Origin of the sequence: Kocuria sp. CH-021, assembly GCF_049716185.1 — a bacterium.
Taxonomy (GTDB): domain Bacteria; phylum Actinomycetota; class Actinomycetes; order Actinomycetales; family Micrococcaceae; genus Kocuria; species Kocuria cellulosilytica.
This window is the reverse complement of record NZ_JBNAFK010000003.1, coordinates 82933-100109: the sequence shown is the minus strand read 5'-3', so window position 1 is coordinate 100109 and position 17177 is coordinate 82933. Positions and strand designations below refer to the sequence as shown.

The following is a 17177-nucleotide window of genomic DNA, read 5'->3' as shown; positions in this document are numbered from 1 at the left end:
CACTGGGGGGCATGGCCGCACGCGACACCGCTGTTCTCCGCTTCCTCGCCGCCCCGACCGACGCCGGGCGCACCGGCACCGTGGACGGCGGGCGCGTCCTCGAGTGGATCGACAAGGCCGCGTACGCGTGCGCCGTGGGCTGGTCCCGGGCCTACTGCGTCACGGCCTACGTGGGCAATATCCACTTCGACCGCCCGGTGTGCGTGGGGGACATGGTGGAGGTCTCCGCCAAGATCGTGCACACCGGCCGGTCCTCGATGCACATCCGGGTGGAGGTGGCCTCGGCGGACCCCCGCGAGCACGGGGTGACGCTCAAGGACACGTGCTTGATCATCATGGTCGCGGTGGACGGGGACGGCCGGCCCACCCCCGTGCCGCAGTGGGCCCCCGAGACCGAGTACGAACGGCAGCAGTCGGCGATCACGCAGCGGCGGGTCGAGCTGCGCAACAGCATCGAGGCGCTCATGGCCGAGCAGCGCTACACGGACGAGGGCACGGCCGAGGAGACGGTGCTGCGCTTCCTCGCCGCGCCCACGGACATCAACTGGGGCGGGAAGGTGCACGGCGGCACGGCCATGCGCTGGATCGACGAGGCCGCGTACGTGTGCGGAGCCCGGTGGGCGGGCCGCCCGGTCATCGCCGTCTACGCCGGGGGCGTCCGGTTCTACCGGCCCATGCACATCGGCCACCTCGTGGAGGTCCGGGCCCGGCTCATCCACACCGCGGCCCGCGGTCTGCACATCTCCGTCAACTGCTGGTCCGGGGACCCCGCCACCGGCGAGCTCGTGCTGACGACCAACTGCCTCATGGTCATGGTCGCCCTCGACGAGCAGGGGCACGCCCTGCAGGCCCGGCAGTGGGAGCCGGTCAGCCAGGAGGACCGGGACCTGGACGCGTTCGCCCGCGAGCTGGTGCGGCTGCGCGCCGAGTTCCCGGACTCGTTCCAGAAGGTCGACCCCTCCGTCTCCCGGCTGCCCGGGAGCTGACCGGGCCCCGCCCTCCGCCGTCGGCGAATCCCGGGACCCCATCAGCCTGCTGTGCATATAGTGGCTCCAGACCCGCCGTCCCGGCACCCCACAAGGAGAGCACGCCATGGACCTGAACCCCCTGAACAACGCGTTCGACGACGAGGGCAAGCCCAAGCCCGCCATGAACAAGCTCCTCGACACCGTGCTGCGCGTGCAGCGGCCCGTGGTCCTGAGCTTCGTCCAGAAGGAGCGCGCCGAGCACCCGGACGAGACGCCCGAGCAGATCGCCAAGCGGCTCGAGAAGTTCTACGTCCGCTCCGTGACGCTGGGCGGCGGGGCCGTCGGCGCCACCGCGGTGGTCCCCGGCATCGGCACCGTCGCCTCCCTGGGGCTGTCCTCCTTCGCGGTGGTCGGCTACCTCGAGGCCACCGCCCTGTACGCCCAGGCGATCGCCGAGCTGCACGGGGTGCACACCGAGGACCCGGAGAAGACCCGCACCATGGTCATGGCCCTCATGCTCGGCGAGGACGGGCGCCAGGTGATGAACCAGATCCTGGCCAGCGGCACCAAGGGCAAGGGCATGATGTCCTCCTGGGGCATCATGATGGGCAAGGACGACGCCAAGACCTTCGACGTCAGCCGGATCATCCGCAACATGTTCGTCAAGCGCTTCCTGCTCAAGCAGACGGGGGCCGTGTTCGGCCGTGCCCTGCCGTTCGGCGTGGGCGCGGTCGTCGGCGGGGGAGCGAACCTGGCGATGTCCAAGCAGGTCATCGCCGCGACCCACGAGGCGTTCGGGCCGCTGCCCACGACGTTCCCCGCCGAGCTCGGCCTCGAGGAGCGGGCCCCCCGGTTCGACGACCGGAAGGGCCGCCGGAGCAAGCGGGACCGGAAGCCGGACACGGTGGCCGCGGCCCACGGCGAGATCACCGGCGAGCAGTAGGTCCCGCGCCGCGCCTGCCCGCCGCACCACGACGCCCCGCCCCGTGCGGGGCGTCGTCGTCGTTCACGACAGCTCCGCCGGGGCGTGGTCCGGCGTTCACCGCGTCTCCCTAGCCTGGTGCGTGAAGCGGGGCCCACCGCGCCCCGACCGACAGTCGAGGGAGCGCCGTGCGGCCGATCGTCTACGCCCACCGGGGAGCCAGCGCGGCCTTCCCGGAGCACACGCGGGCCGCCTACGTGCAGGCGCTGCTGGACGGCGCCGACGGCGTGGAGTGCGACGTCCACCTCAGCCGCGACGGCCATCTCGTCCTGCACCACGACGCCCAGCTGGGCCGCACCAGCGACGGCCGGGGCCCGGTGTCCGCCCGCACGCTGGCCGAGCTGCGGCGGCTCGACTGGACCTCGTGGAAGGGCACGCGCATCCCGCCCGGCCACGGCGCGCCGGACCGCCAGCTGCTGACCCTGCCGGAGCTCCTGGACCTGCTGCGGGGCGCGGGCCGGCCCGTGGGCCTGGCGGTGGAGACGAAGCACCCCAGCCCGTACGGGCACCGGCTCGAGGAGGAGGTCCTGGGCCTGCTGATGCGGGAGGGCTGGGACCCCGAGACCGGGCGGCTGGAGAACGTCACGGTCTCGCTCATGAGCTTCCACCCCGACGCCGTCCGGCACTTCCTGGAGACGGTGCCCGCCCGGCACGTGTGCCAGCTGGTGGGGACGACCACCCGCGGCACGGTCCGGGAGAGCCTGCGCGTGGCCCGCGCGGCCGCGGCGGTCCTGCACGCCGGCCTGCGTCTCGTGGTGCCGCCGGCGCTGCCCGTGATCTCGGCGGGCCTCGTGGACCTGGTGGGCCCGGGCCTGGACCTCGTCCGGGACCGCCCCGAGCTGGTGCGGCAGTGGCGGGCCGAGGACCGCGTGCTGCGCGTCTGGACGGTCGACACCGAGCGGGACGTGGACCTGTGCCGCGCGCTCGGCGTCCAGCAGCTCACCACGAACCGGCCGGCCGACGTGCTGCGCTGGGCCGCAGCGCCGGCCGGGGTTGCCCGCGCGGTCCCGGCCGGGATCCCGCCGGTCCTCCCGATCGGCCTCCCGACCAGCCTCCCGACCGGTGGGAGGACCGGCGCGGGAACCGGTGCGGAGACCGGTGCGCCCGTTCCCGTCGCCGCCGCGGGCCGGTCGCGGTCCGCAGCCGCGACGGCCGGATGACGACCGGATGACGGCGGGATGACAGCCGGGTCACGGCCGGTCACGTTCCCGCCCGCCGGCACCCCGCGCGCGTATGCTCGTCAGCACCTGCCCGCTGCTCCTCCCACCACCGCGCGTCTCTCCCTCCCCCCCCCACCGCCAGGAGACGGTCATGCCCACCCCGATCCCGCCCCGCGCCCCGGGTGCCGGGGCCGTGCGCGCCCCCGCCCCTGACCTCCAGGCCGAGGCCCTCCGACTGGCCGAGCGCGTGCGCCGCGAGGTCTCCCGGGCCGTGGACCCTGAGCGCATCGACTCGGAGCTGTCCCTGCTCAACCGGTTCGCCGAGCACGGGGACGTCGACGTGGTCGTCGGGCCCGTCCTGGCCGAGCTCGTCGCCGCCGCCCTGCTGACCGCCCGCCTCACGAGCGGGCTCGTCGACCCCACCACCGGGGCGGCGGCCTGGCGGGCCCTGGACGGGCTCGCCCCGCGCCCGGCGCCCGGGATCGGGCACCTCGAGCTGGACGCGCCCACCCGGCGGCTGCGCATGGGCCGCGGCACCGTCCTGGACCTCGCGGCGGTCGCCGCCGCGTGGACGGCGGACCGCACGGTCCACGCCTTCGCGCAAGAGCACCCCGGTCACGCGCTGGTCGCCGAGGCCGGCGGAGCGTGCGCCGTGGGCGGACCGCTCGAGGAGGCCGCCGCCCTGGTCGCGGCCGCGCCGGCGGCCGGCACGGCGCGGCCCGCGGGTCCCGGCGCCGGGGTGGAGCCCGGGGTGCGGGCGGCCCTCGTCTGGAGCGGGCGGCGGGGCCTCGCCGTGGTCGAGCGCTCCGGGGGCGTCCTGGTCGACCCGGTGAGCGGAGCCGCCGCGGAGAGTCCGTGGGACCGGGTCGTCGTCGCCGCGCCGAGCGCCGTGGAGGCCCAGGCCTACGCCCGCGCCGCGCACGTGCTCGGCCGGGACGCCCCCGGCTGGGTCGCGGCGTGCGGCGCCGACGGCGAGTTCACCGGGACCCGGCCCGGCAGCACCCTCCGGCGCCGGCTCAGGACGCCGGGCTGGCCGGGGCGGGGCCGCGCGGCCGCCTGAGCGGCGCCGGTAGCATGAGCCCATGAGAATCGTCATCGTGGGCGGCGTCGCCGGAGGAATGTCCGCGGCCACCCGTCTGCGCCGACTGCTGGAGGACGCCGAGATCACGGTGTACGAGCGCAGCGGCCACGTGTCCTTCGCCAACTGCGGACTGCCCTACCACGTGGGCGGCGTGATCGAGGAGCGTTCCGCGCTGCTCCTGCAGACCCCGGAGTCCCTCGGCGCCCGCTTCGGCCTCGACGTGCGCGTGGGGCACGAGGTCGTCGACGTCGACCGGGAGCGGCACGTGCTGCGGGTCCGGGACCTCGCCTCGGGCCGGGAGGAGGAGCGGGGCTACGACGCCCTCGTCCTCTCCCCGGGAGCCGTCCCCGTCCGCCCGCCCGTGCCCGGCATGGAGCGCGCCCTCGTGCTGCGCGACATCGAGGACACCGACGCGGTCGTGGCGGCGGCCGGGGGCGCCCGCTCCGCCGTGGTCGTCGGCGGCGGCTACGTCGGCCTCGAGGTCGCGGAGAACCTCGTCCACCGCGGCCTGCAGGTCTCCCTCGTCGAGGCCGCGCCGCAGGTCATGGCCCCGCTCGACCCCGAGATGGTCGAGCCCGTGCACACCCTGATGCGCGAGCGCGGACTGGACCTGCGGCTGGGGACCACGGTCACCGAGGTGGGGGAGCGCACCCTGACGCTCGACGACGGCACGGAGCTGCCGGCCGACGTGGTCCTCGCCGCGGTCGGCGTCCGCCCGGACAGCACGCTCGCCAGGGCGGCGGGCCTGGAGATCGGGGAGCGCGGCGGCATCGTCGTCGACGAGCACATGCGCACCTCCGACCCGGACGTCTACGCCGTGGGGGACGCGGTGGAGAAGCGCGACGCCCTCGACGGCTCCGCCACGCTCGTCGCCCTGGCCAACACGGCCAACCTCCAGGGCCGGCTCGTCGCCGACGTCATCGCCGGCATGGACGTGTCCGACCGGCCGGTGCTGGGCACGTCCGTGGTCGGGGTCTTCGGCCTCACGGTCGCGGCCACGGGCTGGAACGAGAAGCGGCTGCGCGCCGCGGGCCGGCCCTACCGGGCCGTCCACACGCACCCGGCGAACCACGCCGGCTACTACCCCGGGGCGGAGGGCATGGCCCTGAAGCTGCTCGTGGACCCGGAGGACGACGCGATCCTCGGCGCCCAGGGGGTGGGCGGGGCGGGCGTGGACAAGCGCATCGACGTCATCGCCACCGCCATCACCGGCGGGATCCCGGCGGCCGGCCTCGCCGAGCTCGAGCTCGCCTACTCCCCGCTCTACGGCTCCGCGAAGGACCCCGTGAACATGCTCGGCTACATCGACCGCAACCACCGGGACGGGCTCGTCGAGACCGTCCAGTGGCACGAGCTGGACGACCGCCTCGCCGCCGGCGCGACCCTGCTGGACGTCCGCACCCCGGGCGAGCACGCGTCGATGCCGATCCCCGGCGGGATCAACATCGAGCTGGACCGGCTCCGGGACCGCCTCGACGAGCTGCCGGAGGGCGAGATCGTGGTGCACTGCCAGGCCGGCCTGCGCGGCTACCTCGCCGCCCGTGTCCTGGCCCAGCACGGCCGCGCCGTCGTGAACCTCGACGGCGGCTACCTCACCTGGGCGTCCCGGCCGGACCGTGCCGCGACGACCCCGTCCGGCGACGACGAGGACCGGGGCTCCCCGGCCGGCTGAGCGGCGCCGCGCCGCGCGCCGGACGCACGAGGCCCCCGGGCGGGGACAGGACCGGACGGTTCCTGCTCCCGCCCGGGGGCCTCGTGCGTGCGGGGGCCGTCCGGCGGGCGTTCACGAAAAGTAACACGGGGAATTCCTCCGTCCCCCGAACCGTGGCCGGGCCGGGGGCTCCGGCGCTCCGCCGCCGGCCCGGCGGCGCGCCCCGCCGCCGGGCCGGGAACGTCCGGCCCCGATCCGGGAACCCCGCGATTGCAGTCGAAAACGTCTCGTTGAGCGAGACGAGGCCCTGTGATCTTCACCACCGGAAACCGATCGGGCGGTCGGCATCTCCCCTGGCGGCTCGGGCGGCAAACGCATCGATAACGGCGGAATAACGGCAGCGTGACGGATCCGTGAGGAGGTCATAACACCCCCCTCCGTAGAACGGACGTGCCGGTGACACCGGTGTCCGTGCATCGAAAGGAGTTGGACATGACCTCAGTGCCACATCGCTCTTCCCGCCGCGACAAGGCCGCGGCGGCAGAGCGAGTGCTGTGGGACGAGGCCGCGGCGACAGGAGGTCCCGCCGCCGCGCTCCCCTGGACCGAGCCCTCCCGCCGAGGCGCCCGGAGCGCGGAGACGAAGCCCACCCGGCTGCACCACTTCTTCGAGCGCAGCTGCGATCTCACTCCCGATGCGCAGGCGCTGCACGCCGACGGCCGGGCCTACACCTACGCGGAGCTCGACGAGCTCGCCAACCGGCTGGCCCACCTGATCGCCGGCTACGGCCTGAGCGCGGGGGACCGCGTCGGGATCCTGCTGCAGCGCTCCACGATGCTCTACGCGTCCCTCCTGGCGATCCTCAAGACGGGCGCCACCTTCGTCCCGATCGACCCGAACCTGCCCGCGGACCGCGTGCAGTTCATCGCCGAGGACTCGGACCTGTCCCTCATGCTGACCTCCGCCGAGTTCGTGGCCGTGGTCGAGGACGCACCCGCCGACGTCGTCGACGTCGGCCGGATCGGCGAGCGGCTCGAGGAGGCGCCCGCGCACCGCCCGGCGGTCCGCCACGAGGGCGACCCCACGTGCTACATCATCTACACCTCGGGCTCGACCGGCCGCCCCAAGGGCGTCGAGGTCGCGCACTCGAGCATCTGCAACTTCATCGAGATCGTCCCCGAGGTCTACGACGTCCGGTCCGAGGACCGCGTCTACCAGGGGATGACCATCGCGTTCGACTTCTCCATCGAGGAGATCTGGCCCACCTGGGCCGTGGGCGCCTCCCTGGTGGCCGGCCCCACCGACGACTCCCGCCTGGGACAGGGGCTCGCCGAGTTCCTGCAGCGCATGGAGATCTCCGTGCTCTACTGCGTGCCGACCGTGCTGGCCACCCTGGAGCACGACCTGCCCCGCATCCGCAGCATCCTGGTCGGCGGTGAGGCCTGCCCCGCCGATCTCGTGGAGCGGTGGTCCACGCCCGAGCGGCGGATGCTCAACACCTACGGCCCCACCGAGGGCACCGTGACGGCCACGTGGGGCGAGCTGGCCCCCGGCCGGCCCGTGACCATCGGCAAGCCCCTGCCCACCTACGAGGTGCGGATCCTCGACGAGGAGATGAACGAGGTCCCCGACGGCGAGCCGGGCGAGATCTGCATCGCCGGCCCGGGCGTGGCCCGCGGCTACGTCAACCTGCCGCACGTCACCGAGGAGCGGTTCCGGCCGCACCCGGACGGGCCCCGGGCCGGGCGGATCTACCGCACCGGCGACCTGGGCCGGTTCATGCCCGACGGCGAGATCGAGTACCTCGGCCGCGCCGACAGCGAGGTGAAGATCCGCGGTCACCGCGCGGACCTGCAGGAGATCGAGAACGTGCTGCGCCGGGAGGACGCGGTGGCCGACGCCGCCGTGAAGCTCGTCTCCGGCGGCGACGACGTCGCGGCGTTCCTCACCCTGCGCGCCCCGGTGCGCGACGAGCGCGCCCTCTTCGAGCTGTTGCACGACTCCGTGGTCGCGGCGCTGCCGCCGTACATGGTGCCGTCCTTCTACGAGATCCTGCCCGCGATGCCGATGATGGTCAGCGGCAAGGTGGACCGGAAGAACCTGCCGGACCCCAGCACGCCCCGCTTCGTGACGACGATGGGCCTGGTCCCGCCGGAGACGCAGACCGAGTGGGGGATCACGGAGGTGTGGTCGAAGGTCTTCCGGATCCCCGAGGACCAGCTCTCCGTGGAGGCCGACTTCTTCATGGAGCTCGGCGGGCACTCCCTGCTCGCCGCGACCGCCACGTCCGAGCTGCGCCGGGCGCACCCGGACCAGGACATCTCCATCGCGGACATCTACACCTACCCCACCGTCCGGGACCTGGCGCGGCACCTGGACGCCGCCCCGGCGGCCGTGCCGGCCGTGGCCGCCCCGGACGACCGGCCCGCGCCGTTGCACCACACCAGCGGCCGGGTGGCGCTGTGCGGCATCGCGCAGGTGACCACGCTGGTCCTGGCGGCCATGCTCGTGGGCTCCCCGCTTGCCGCGGTGCTGTACTCCTACGGCGGGCAGTTCAGCTACGCCCTGATGTGGGACATGCTCCTGGTGGGCGTCCTGGTCTCGGTGCTCGCCCGCTTCTTCCTGCCGTTCCTCGGCTCCCGGGTGCTGGGCCGCCTCGTCAGACCCGGCCACCACGCCCTCTGGGGCCGGCAGTACTTCCTGCTGTGGTGCATCGACGGCCTGACCCGGCTCTCGCCGCTCAGTCTCCTGACCGGCACCCCGCTGGCCGCCGTGTACCTGCGCCTGCTGGGCGCGAGGATCGGCCCGGACGCCCACGTGGGCACCGCCGCCATCGGGCTGCCCTCGCTCGTCACCATCGGCTCCCGGGCCAGCATCGGCTACAACTCCTCCGTGCAGACCGCCCAGGTCGAGGAGGGGTGGGTGACCATCGCGCCGGTGCACATCGGCGAGGACGCCTTCGTGGGGGCCAACGCCCTGCTGCAGCCGGGCGCCCGGATCGAGGACGGCGCCCGCCTGGGCGAGCAGTCCCTGGCCTCCCGCAACCAGTCGATCCCCGCCGGCGAGCACTGGCTGGGCTCCCCGGCCCGGCCCGGTGACGGCGACGACGAGCTGCTCGAGCGGATGGAGCGGCGCCCGCTGCCCAGCGGCCGCTGGCCCGCCCCGCTCGCGGCGGGGCTGCTCCTGGGCTGGATGGTCCTCGAGGTCATGCCCTTCGTCCTGGTGCTCCCGTCCTTCCTCATGATCTGGGTCGCGGCCCTCGAGTTCGGTCTGCCGGTGGGGCTCGCCCTCACCCCGGCGGTCGGCATCGTCTACGTGCTCACGGTCTGCGCCGTGGTCGCGATCGGCCGCAAGCTCGTCCTGCGCCGGACGCCCACCGGCATCCACGCCGTGCGCAGCGGGCTGGGCGTGCGCAAGTGGATGGCCGACCAGCTGCTCTCCACCAGCCTGGAGAGCACGAACGCCCTGTACGCCACGATGTACACCGTGCCCTGGCTGCGCGCCCTGGGCGCCAAGGTCGGCCCGCGCTCCGAGGTCTCCACGGTCGGGCACATCGACCCGGACCTCCTCACCCTCGGCGAGGGCAGCTTCGTCGCGGACATGGCCAGCGTCGGCAGCGCCGTCTACCACCACGGCCACCTCTACATGGAGCGCACCGTGGTGGGCGACCGCTCGTTCGTGGGCAACGCGGCGTTCGTGCCCTCGGGCACGCGGATGGGCGAGGGCTCCCTGGTGGGCGTCGCCTCCGTGCCGCCGGCCGACGTGCCGGACGGCACGTCCTGGCTGGGCTCGCCCGCCATGTTCCTGCCGCGGCGGCAGGACAGCGGCAACTACGACGAGAGCCTCACCTTCCGGCCCTCGCGCAGCAAGGTGGCGGCCCGCCTCGTCATCGAGGCGCTGCGCATCACCGTCCCGCCGGCGCTGATCGGCCTGATCGGCTACCTGGGCCTGCTCGCGTCCGTGGCCCTGGTGCCCGAGCTGACGCTGCTCGGCTTCGTCGCCGTGCTGCCGCTCATCGCGCTGGCCACCGGCCTGACCGTGGTCCTCGCCGTCGTCGTCCTGAAGTGGGCGATCGTGGGCCGGTACCGCCAGCGCGTCGAGCCGCTGTGGGACAACTTCGTCCGGCGCAGCGAGTTCGTCACCGGCGTGTACGAGTCCGCGGCGGTCCCCGCCCTCATCGGCGGCCTCGTGGGCACGCCCCTCATCGGGCCGGTCCTGCGCCTGTTCGGCGCGCAGATCGGGAAGCGGACCTACATCGGCACCACGTACCTGACCGAGTTCGACCTCGTCCACATCGGCGACGACGCCGCCGTCTCGACGGACGTGTCGCTGCAGACGCACCTCTTCGAGGACCGCGTGATGAAGATGTCCCACGTGGAGATCCTGCCCGGGGCCAGTGTCGGCGCGCGCTCGATCGTGCTGTACGACACGACCGTGGGCGCAGGCGCCTCGGTGGACGCGCTGTCGCTCGTGATGAAGGGCGAGCAGCTGCTGCCCCACACCACCTGGCGCGGCATCCCGGTGCGCTCGGCGGCGCCCGCGGTGACCTCGGGACGATGACCCGGTCATGAACAGCCAGGAGGTGTCCCCGCGGCCCGCCAGCGGGCCGCGGGGACACCGTCCCCCCGCCGGCCGGAACTCCGCCGGCCGGAACTCCGCCGGCCGGAACTCCGTCGTCGGGACCGCTCCGCGCGGGACGGTTCCGGGCGGGGATGCTCGGGAGGGCGCTGCTCCGGACGCGGCTGTCGCTCCGGGCGGGAGCGCTCCGGGTGCCGGGTCCTCAGGCGCTGCGGATGTGGCCCATCAGCTGGGTGATCTGGGGGGAGGGCGGCGCTCCGAGCTCGTCGGCCATCGTGCTGCAGAAGCTGCGGAAGGTCTGCAGGGCGGGGGCGTTGTTGCCCAGGCCCAGGTCCGCCTCGATCGACACCCGGACCGCGCTCTCGCGGAGGGGGTCCATGGCCCGGACGTTGTCGGCGAGCACGTGGGCCCGGTAGAAGTCGCCGTGCTCCAGGGAGAGCCGGGCGAGATGCTCCACGGCGTTGACGTACAGCGTCCGCAGCCGGTCCTGCTCGGCCATCACCCAGGCGTCGTACCAGCCGGGCAGCAGCTGGGCGCCGTCGGGGGACAGGAACCAGGGGTCCTCCGCCACGGGCGCCGTGGCGGAGGCCGCCCGGTGCAGGGACTCGCGCAGCTCGTGCAGGTCCACGGTGACCGGCTCCGCGAGCGCGATGTTGTTGCCGCGGGTCCCGACGGCCCCGGGGACCTGGCGCGCGAGGTTGAAGACGGTGGTGCGCAGGCTCCCCATGGCGCGCTCAGCGGTCCGGTCGGGCCACAGCAGCTCGCCGAGGAAGCGGCGGGGCTTGGGGCCGAGGACGGCGAGCGCGGCCAGCAGGCGCTGCTGCCGGTGGCCCAGGGCCAGCACGGTCCCGTCGAGCTCCACCTCGACGTTGCCGAGCAGCCGCAGCCTGATCGAGTGTTCCCCATCCATTGTCATGATCCCCCGATGTCATGATCACAGTTCCCCGGTGCGCCCGGGCCGGCCTTCCCCCGAAGGCCGTGGTCCGAGCACCGCCCTCTCCGGTCCCGCGGACCCGGATCCAGGTCCGCCGCGAGAGAGGGTTCAGGCACCGATGATCCCGGGCGACGGGCTGTGAGTCAAAAGCGAACGCCGGAAGGGCGTCAAAAGCAAACAGAATTCGCGACGGCCGCAGCGCGACCCCCGTCGAGGGTGGCGCACAGGCTCGGACAGTGGTATAAGGCAGTTCCCCGCCGCCGGTGGCGCCGGGCGGGGGCACGAGCTCAGGAGTTCTTCCGATGACCGACCAGCGACCCGTCACGGGCGTCCGCACGGACCCCCTCGGGAACATCGTCGCCCTGTGCAATCCCGCCGAGGTGTGGTCCCCGCGGTCGACCACCCGGATCATCCGGGACATCGAGAGCGGGGTCCACCTCTACTACGTCCCGGGGTCCTCGGGACAGCTGCGGGTCCGCGTGGTCTCCGCGGGGTGCGAGAAGCGGCTGTGGGCCGCCCCGGAGGACACCGTCTGCAACAACCTGCACGACCTCCCGTCCGTCTGAACCGCGGCAGGGCCGGGGCCGTGCGGCACGGACCGCACGGCCCGTCCCCCGGGGGGCGCGGGGCAGCGGGCGCGCGCCCGCCCCGGCGGCCGGCGCCCCCGAGGGGCGCCGGCTCACAGGAAGCGGACGAGCTCCGCCGCGACGCCCGTGTAGGTGGCCGGGGTCAGCCCGGACAGCCGCCGCTCCGCGGCCGGGGACAGGCCCAGGCCCGCCACGAACTCCTGGAGCCGCTCGGCGTCCACGCGCCGGCCGCGGGTCAGGTCCTTGAGCCGCTCGTAGGGGTTGTCCATGCCCTCGACGCCGGCGATGGCCTCGGCGCGCATGACCATCTGGACCGCCTCCGCGAGGACCTCCCAGTTCGCGTCGAGATCGGCGGCCAGGGCCTCCTCCGCCACGTCCAGGCGGGCCAGTCCCTTGCTCACGTTGGAGACCGCGAGCAGGGAGTGCCCGAAGGCCACCCCGATGTTGCGCTGGGACGAGGAGTCCGTGAGGTCGCGCTGCCACCGGGACGTCACCAGCGTGGCGCCGAGGACGTCCAGCAGGGCGTTGGAGAGCTCGAGGTTCGCCTCGGCGTTCTCGAAGCGGATGGGGTTGACCTTGTGGGGCATGGTGGAGGAGCCCGTGGCGCCCTCCACCGGGATCTGCTGGAAGTAGCCGATCGAGATGTAGGACCACACGTCGGTGCAGAAGTTGTGCAGGATCCGGTTGAACCGGGCGAGGTCGGCGTAGAGCTCTGCCTGCCAGTCGTGGGACTCGATCTGGGTGGTCAGCGGATTCCAGGACAGCCCCAGGCCCTCCACGAAGCTGCGCGAGACCTCCGTCCAGTCCGCGTCCGGGACGGACGCGTAGTGGGCGGCGTAGGTGCCCGTGGCGCCGTTGATCTTCCCCAGGTACTCCGTGCGCTCGATCCGGGTCAGCTGGCGGCCCAGCCGGTGGGCGACCACCGCCATCTCCTTGCCCAGGGTGGTGGGCGTGGCGGGCTGGCCGTGGGTCCGGGAGAGCATGGGCGTCTCCGCCGCGGACTCGGCCAGCGCCGCGACGTCGGCCACGAGCGCCCGGGCGGCGGGCAGCCACACGTCGGTCGTGGCGTCCTTGATCCCGAGGGCCCAGGCCAGGTTGTTGATGTCCTCGGAGGTGCAGCCGAAGTGCACGAGGGGGACGAGGTGCTCCAGCCCCAGGGCGGGCAGCCGGCGGCCGATGTAGTACTCCACGGCCTTGACGTCGTGGACCGTCACGGCCTCGATCTCCGCGAGCTCCGCGATCGAGGCGGTGTCGAAGTCCGTGACGATCCGGCGCAGCCCGGCGGTCTGCTCCGCGGTCAGGGGCGCCAGGCCCGGCAGTACTGAACGCTCGGCGAGGTGGACGAACCACTCCACCTCCACGTGCACGCGGTTGCGGTTGAGGGCGGCCTCGGAGAGGTGGTCGACCAGCGGGGCGGCCACCGGCTGGTAGCGGCCGTCGAGCGGTCCCAGCGCGACGGGCGGGACGGCGGCGGCGAGCGCCGCGCGCCCTGAGGACAGGATGCGATCGGTGTTGGGCATGGGCACATTCTCCCACGGCCCGCGGCCCCGCCCCGGCGGACGATTTGTCGTCCGCCGCCAACTTTCCCGGGACCCGGTTGTAGCTTTCGCGCCGAAAACCACCGGGTCGTCCGGAGGGGCGTCATCCGTCCGGGACCCCCGGGGAGCGGGGGATAGCATGACCTCCATGAGTACCAGCGACGCTACCCGCACCCTGGCCGGCTCCGCCCCGGCCTCGGGCCCGACCACCGCCACCACCTCGGCGGTCCGGCCGCGCCCCGCTCTGTCCCGGCTTCCCCGCTACGCCGCCGGCAAGCCCCCGGTCGTGGTGGACGGACTCGTCTCCTACAAGCTGTCCTCCAACGAGAACCCGTTCGGGCCCGTGCCCGCCGTCAAGGAGGTCCTGGCCGACTGGGACGCGGTGCACCGCTATCCCGAGACGACCTCCGCGGAGCTGCGGGAGGTCCTCGGCGAGTTCCTGGGCGTGCCCGCCGAGGACATCGTCACCGGCGCCGGGAGCCTCGGCGCGCTCAACCAGCTGCTGGGCGCCTTCGTGGGCACCGGCGAGGACGGCACCCCGGACGAGGTGGTGCACGCGTGGCGCTCCTTCGAGGCCTACCCCATCAGCATCGGGCTCTCCGGGGGGCTGGGCGTGCCGGTCCCGAACCGCCGGGACGGCTCCCACGACCTCGAGGCCATGGCCGCCGCGGTCACCGAGCGGACGAAGGTCGTGCTGCTGTGCACGCCGAACAACCCGACGGGTCCCAGCCTCACCACCGCGCAGGTCGAGGAGTTCCTCGCCGCCGTGCCGCGCGACGTGGTGGTGGTGATCGACGAGGCGTACCAGGAGTTCCAGCGCCGCGACGACCTGGTGAACGGCATCGACCTCTACCGGCAGCACCCCAACGTCGTCGTGCTGCGGACGTTCTCCAAGGCCCACGGTCTCGCCGGCCTCCGGATCGGCTACTCCGTGGCGGGCCAGGGCATCACCCAGTACCTGCGCCAGGCGTCCCCCGCGTTCTCCGTGACCGACCTCGCCCAGCGCGCGGCGATCGCCTCCGTGCGCCACTACGACCAGGTGGCCGAGCGCGTCCAGCGGGTCGTCGACGAGCGGAAGCGGGTCCTCGCCGGGCTCGACGAGCTCGGCTGGCCGTACCCCGAGACGCAGGCCAACTTCGTGTGGCTGAACCTGGGGGAGCACAGCGGCGGCTTCGCCGAGCTGTGCGACGCCCACGCGCTGTCCGTGCGCCGCTTCGGCGCCGAGGGCGTGCGCGTGACGATCGGGGAGCCGGAGGCCAACACCCGGTTCCTGGAGCTGTGCGCGCAGTTCCCCCACCCGCCCGTGCTCTGAGCCGCGGCCCCGCCGGCCCGGCTCCCTCCCGAGCAACCCGAAAGGACGTCCCGCCCATGGATGCCGCTCCATCGTCCCCGGCCGCCCAGGCGCCGGGCCGCACCGTGCCGACCCCGGAGGTGCGCACGCGCCTGGTCCGGCTCCTCGACCGGGACGGCCGCCGGAGCGAGGACCCGGTCCTGTCCCCGTACGTGCAGGACGTCGGCGCCGACCAGCTGCGCGAGCTGTACCGCTCGATGGCGCTGGCCCGCCGCTTCGACGAGGAGGCGACCAACCTCCAGCGGCAGGGTCAGCTGGTGCTCTGGGCGCCGATGCGCGGGCAGGAGGCCGCCCAGGTGGGCTCCGCCCGCGCGCTGCGCCCGGCCGACCACGTCTTCCCGACGTACCGCGAGCACGCCGTGGCCATCGAGCGGGGCGTCGAGCCCGCCGAGCTGCTCACCGTGTTCCGCGGGCACAGCGCCGGGGGCTGGAAGCCGAGCGAGCACCACATGAACGTCTACTCCATCGTGCTCGGCTGCCAGGTCCCGCACGCCGTGGGCTACGCCATGGGCATCGACCTGGACCGGCGGGCCGCCGAGGCGGAGGGCCGGGAGGCCGAGCCGGCCGCCGCGGTCGTCTACTTCGGGGACGGCACCTCCACCCAGGGCGAGGTCCACGAGGGCATGGTCTTCGCCGCGTCCTACGACGCCCCGGTGGTCTTCTTCGTGCAGAACAACCAGTGGGCCATCTCGGTGCCGTTCAGCACCCAGTCCCGCGTGCCCCTGGCCGAGCGCGCCGCCGGGTACGGCTTCGAGGGCCTCCGCGTGGACGGCAACGACGTCCTCGCGGTCCTGGCGGCCTCGCGGTACGCGCTCGAGAAGGCCCGCGCCGGGCAGGGCCCCGTGCTCGTGGAGGCCGAGACCTACCGGCTCGGGGCCCACACCACCGCGGACGACCCCACCAAGTACCGGCAGCGGGAGGACGAGAGCCGCTGGAGCGCACTCGATCCGCTGCTCCGGCTCGAGGCGCACCTGCGCGAGGCGCACGGGACCGGCGACGACTTCTTCGCCGAGGTCGCGGCCGACGCCCAGGTGTTCGCCGACCAGGCCCGCGCGCTCGTGCTGGCCATGGACCCGCCCGAGTTCGAGGACTTCTTCGACCGGCCCTACGCCGAGCGCCACTCCCTCGTGGAGGAGGAGCGCGCCTGGTACGCGGCCTACCAGGCCGGCTTCGCCGACGACACGGACGACGACACGGACGACACCGACGACGACGCCGGCACCGGACCGGACCGGGGCACGCAGGCCTCGGGGCTGACCGTGGCCGCCGACCCCGTGGCCGGGGTGCCCGACGCACGGACCGCCGGCACCGAGGAGGACCTCGCATGAGCACCGCCCCCGACCTGACGATCGCGAAGGCGGTCAACGCGGGCCTGCGCCGGGCCATGGAGGAGAACCCCCGGGTGCTGCTCATGGGCGAGGACATCGGCTCCCTGGGCGGCGTCTACCGCGTCACCGAGGGGCTCAAAGCGGACTTCGGCGCGCACCGCGTGATGGACACCCCGCTGGGGGAGGCCGGGATCGTGGGGACCGCCATCGGCCTCGCGCTGCGCGGCTACCGGCCCGTGTGCGAGATCCAGTTCGACGGCTTCTCCTTCCCGGCCTTCAACCAGATCACCACGCAGCTGGCCAAGATGCGCAACCGCACCAACGGGGACGTCACCGTCCCCGTGACGATCCGCATCCCGTACGGCGGGGTCATCGGCTCGGTGGAGCACCACTCCGAGTCCCCGGAGGCCCTGTTCGCGCACACCGCGGGGCTGCGCATCCTCACGCCGTCCAACGCCCAGGACGCCTACTGGATGACCCAGCAGGCCATCTCGTGCGAGGACCCCGTCATCGTCTTCGAGCCGAAGCGGCGGTACTGGCTCAAGGGCGCGGTCGACGCCGAGCGCCCGACCGCCGACCCGTTCTCCGCGCAGGTCGTCCGGCCCGGCGAGGACGCCACCGTGGTCGCCTGGGGGCCCCTCGTGCCCGTCGCGCTCGCCGCGGCGCAGGCCGCGGAGGAGGACGGGCGCAGCGTCGAGGTCATCGACCTGCGCTCGCTGTCGCCGATCGACTTCGACACCCTCGAGGACTCCGTGCGCCGGACCGGCCGCCTCGTCGTCGCGCACGAGGCCCCGACGTTCGGCGGCCTCGGCGGGGAGATCGCCGCCCGCATCACCGAGCGGGCGTTCTACTCCCTCGAGGCACCGGTGCTGCGGGTCGGCGCCTTCCACCTGCCGTACCCGGTGGCCGCCGTCGAGGACCGCTACGTGCCGGACCTCGACCGCGTCCTCGAGGCCCTGGACCGGTCCTTCGCCTACTGACCCCGCCGACCCGCCCGCCGGAGCCCGGGCCGGCGGCAC

12 protein-coding genes are annotated in these 17177 nt (G+C 73.9%); 10 read left to right on the top strand and 2 right to left on the bottom strand.

From position 1 onward, the window contains the following. Positions 1-11 precede the first annotated feature (11 nt). The 6 genes from ACPYN7_RS02935 (at position 12) to ACPYN7_RS02910 (ending at position 10402) form a co-directional block, all read left to right on the top strand. Entirely contained in the window at positions 12-986 is a 975-nt protein-coding gene (locus ACPYN7_RS02935) for an acyl-CoA thioesterase (protein ID WP_424346639.1), read from the top strand. A 106-nt stretch (positions 987-1092) separates the two neighbouring features. After that, entirely contained in the window at positions 1093-1911 is an 819-nt protein-coding gene (locus ACPYN7_RS02930) for a hypothetical protein (protein WP_058873958.1), read from the top strand. 167 nt (positions 1912-2078) lie between these two features. Then, positions 2079-3110 carry a glycerophosphodiester phosphodiesterase gene (locus ACPYN7_RS02925; protein ID WP_424346638.1) on the top strand — a complete coding sequence of 344 codons (1032 nt, stop codon included), beginning with the start codon at positions 2079-2081 and terminating at the stop codon, positions 3108-3110. 151 nt (positions 3111-3261) lie between these two features. Continuing rightward, the gene (locus tag ACPYN7_RS02920; RefSeq protein ID WP_424346637.1) at positions 3262-4170 is read left to right on the top strand and encodes an FAD:protein FMN transferase; all 909 of its coding nucleotides are present in this window, start codon (positions 3262-3264) and stop codon (positions 4168-4170) included. 22 nt (positions 4171-4192) lie between these two features. After that, the gene (locus tag ACPYN7_RS02915; RefSeq protein ID WP_424346636.1) at positions 4193-5863 is read left to right on the top strand and encodes an FAD-dependent oxidoreductase; all 1671 of its coding nucleotides are present in this window, start codon (positions 4193-4195) and stop codon (positions 5861-5863) included. 471 nt (positions 5864-6334) lie between these two features. Further along, positions 6335-10402 (top strand): Pls/PosA family non-ribosomal peptide synthetase, encoded by a 4068-nt coding sequence (locus ACPYN7_RS02910; protein ID WP_424346635.1) that lies wholly within the window; start codon positions 6335-6337, stop codon positions 10400-10402. Positions 10403-10622: 220 nt separating this feature from the next. Here the strand turns inward: ACPYN7_RS02910 and ACPYN7_RS02905 are convergent, their stop codons facing one another. Continuing rightward, positions 10623-11330 carry an AfsR/SARP family transcriptional regulator gene (locus ACPYN7_RS02905; RefSeq protein WP_058873961.1) on the bottom strand — a complete coding sequence of 236 codons (708 nt, stop codon included), beginning with the start codon at positions 11328-11330 and terminating at the stop codon, positions 10623-10625. 326 nt (positions 11331-11656) lie between these two features. Between ACPYN7_RS02905 and ACPYN7_RS02900 the strand changes: the two genes are divergently transcribed. Beyond that, complete coding sequence (locus tag ACPYN7_RS02900) at positions 11657-11920, top strand: hypothetical protein (RefSeq protein WP_058873962.1); 264 nt, start codon at positions 11657-11659, stop codon at positions 11918-11920. Positions 11921-12033: 113 nt separating this feature from the next. Here the strand turns inward: ACPYN7_RS02900 and purB are convergent, their stop codons facing one another. Continuing rightward, complete coding sequence (purB, locus tag ACPYN7_RS02895; RefSeq protein WP_058873963.1) at positions 12034-13461, bottom strand: adenylosuccinate lyase; 1428 nt, start codon at positions 13459-13461, stop codon at positions 12034-12036. Between the two features lie 166 nt (positions 13462-13627). Here purB and ACPYN7_RS02890 point away from each other — a divergent pair, with 166 nt between their 5' ends. From ACPYN7_RS02890 to ACPYN7_RS02880, 3 genes are read left to right on the top strand one after another with little or no spacing between them, the layout of a single operon-like run. Beyond that, positions 13628-14791, top strand: a complete 1164-nt coding sequence (locus tag ACPYN7_RS02890) for a histidinol-phosphate transaminase (protein WP_424346634.1) — start codon at positions 13628-13630, stop codon at positions 14789-14791. A gap of 56 nt (positions 14792-14847) precedes the next feature. After that, positions 14848-16158 (top strand): thiamine pyrophosphate-dependent enzyme, encoded by a 1311-nt coding sequence (locus ACPYN7_RS02885; RefSeq protein ID WP_082697045.1) that lies wholly within the window; start codon positions 14848-14850, stop codon positions 16156-16158. Continuing rightward, positions 16155-17138 carry an alpha-ketoacid dehydrogenase subunit beta gene (locus ACPYN7_RS02880; RefSeq protein WP_058873964.1) on the top strand — a complete coding sequence of 328 codons (984 nt, stop codon included), beginning with the start codon at positions 16155-16157 and terminating at the stop codon, positions 17136-17138. Before ACPYN7_RS02885 ends, ACPYN7_RS02880 begins: the two co-directional genes overlap by 4 nt. The last annotated feature ends 39 nt before the right edge of the window (positions 17139-17177 follow it).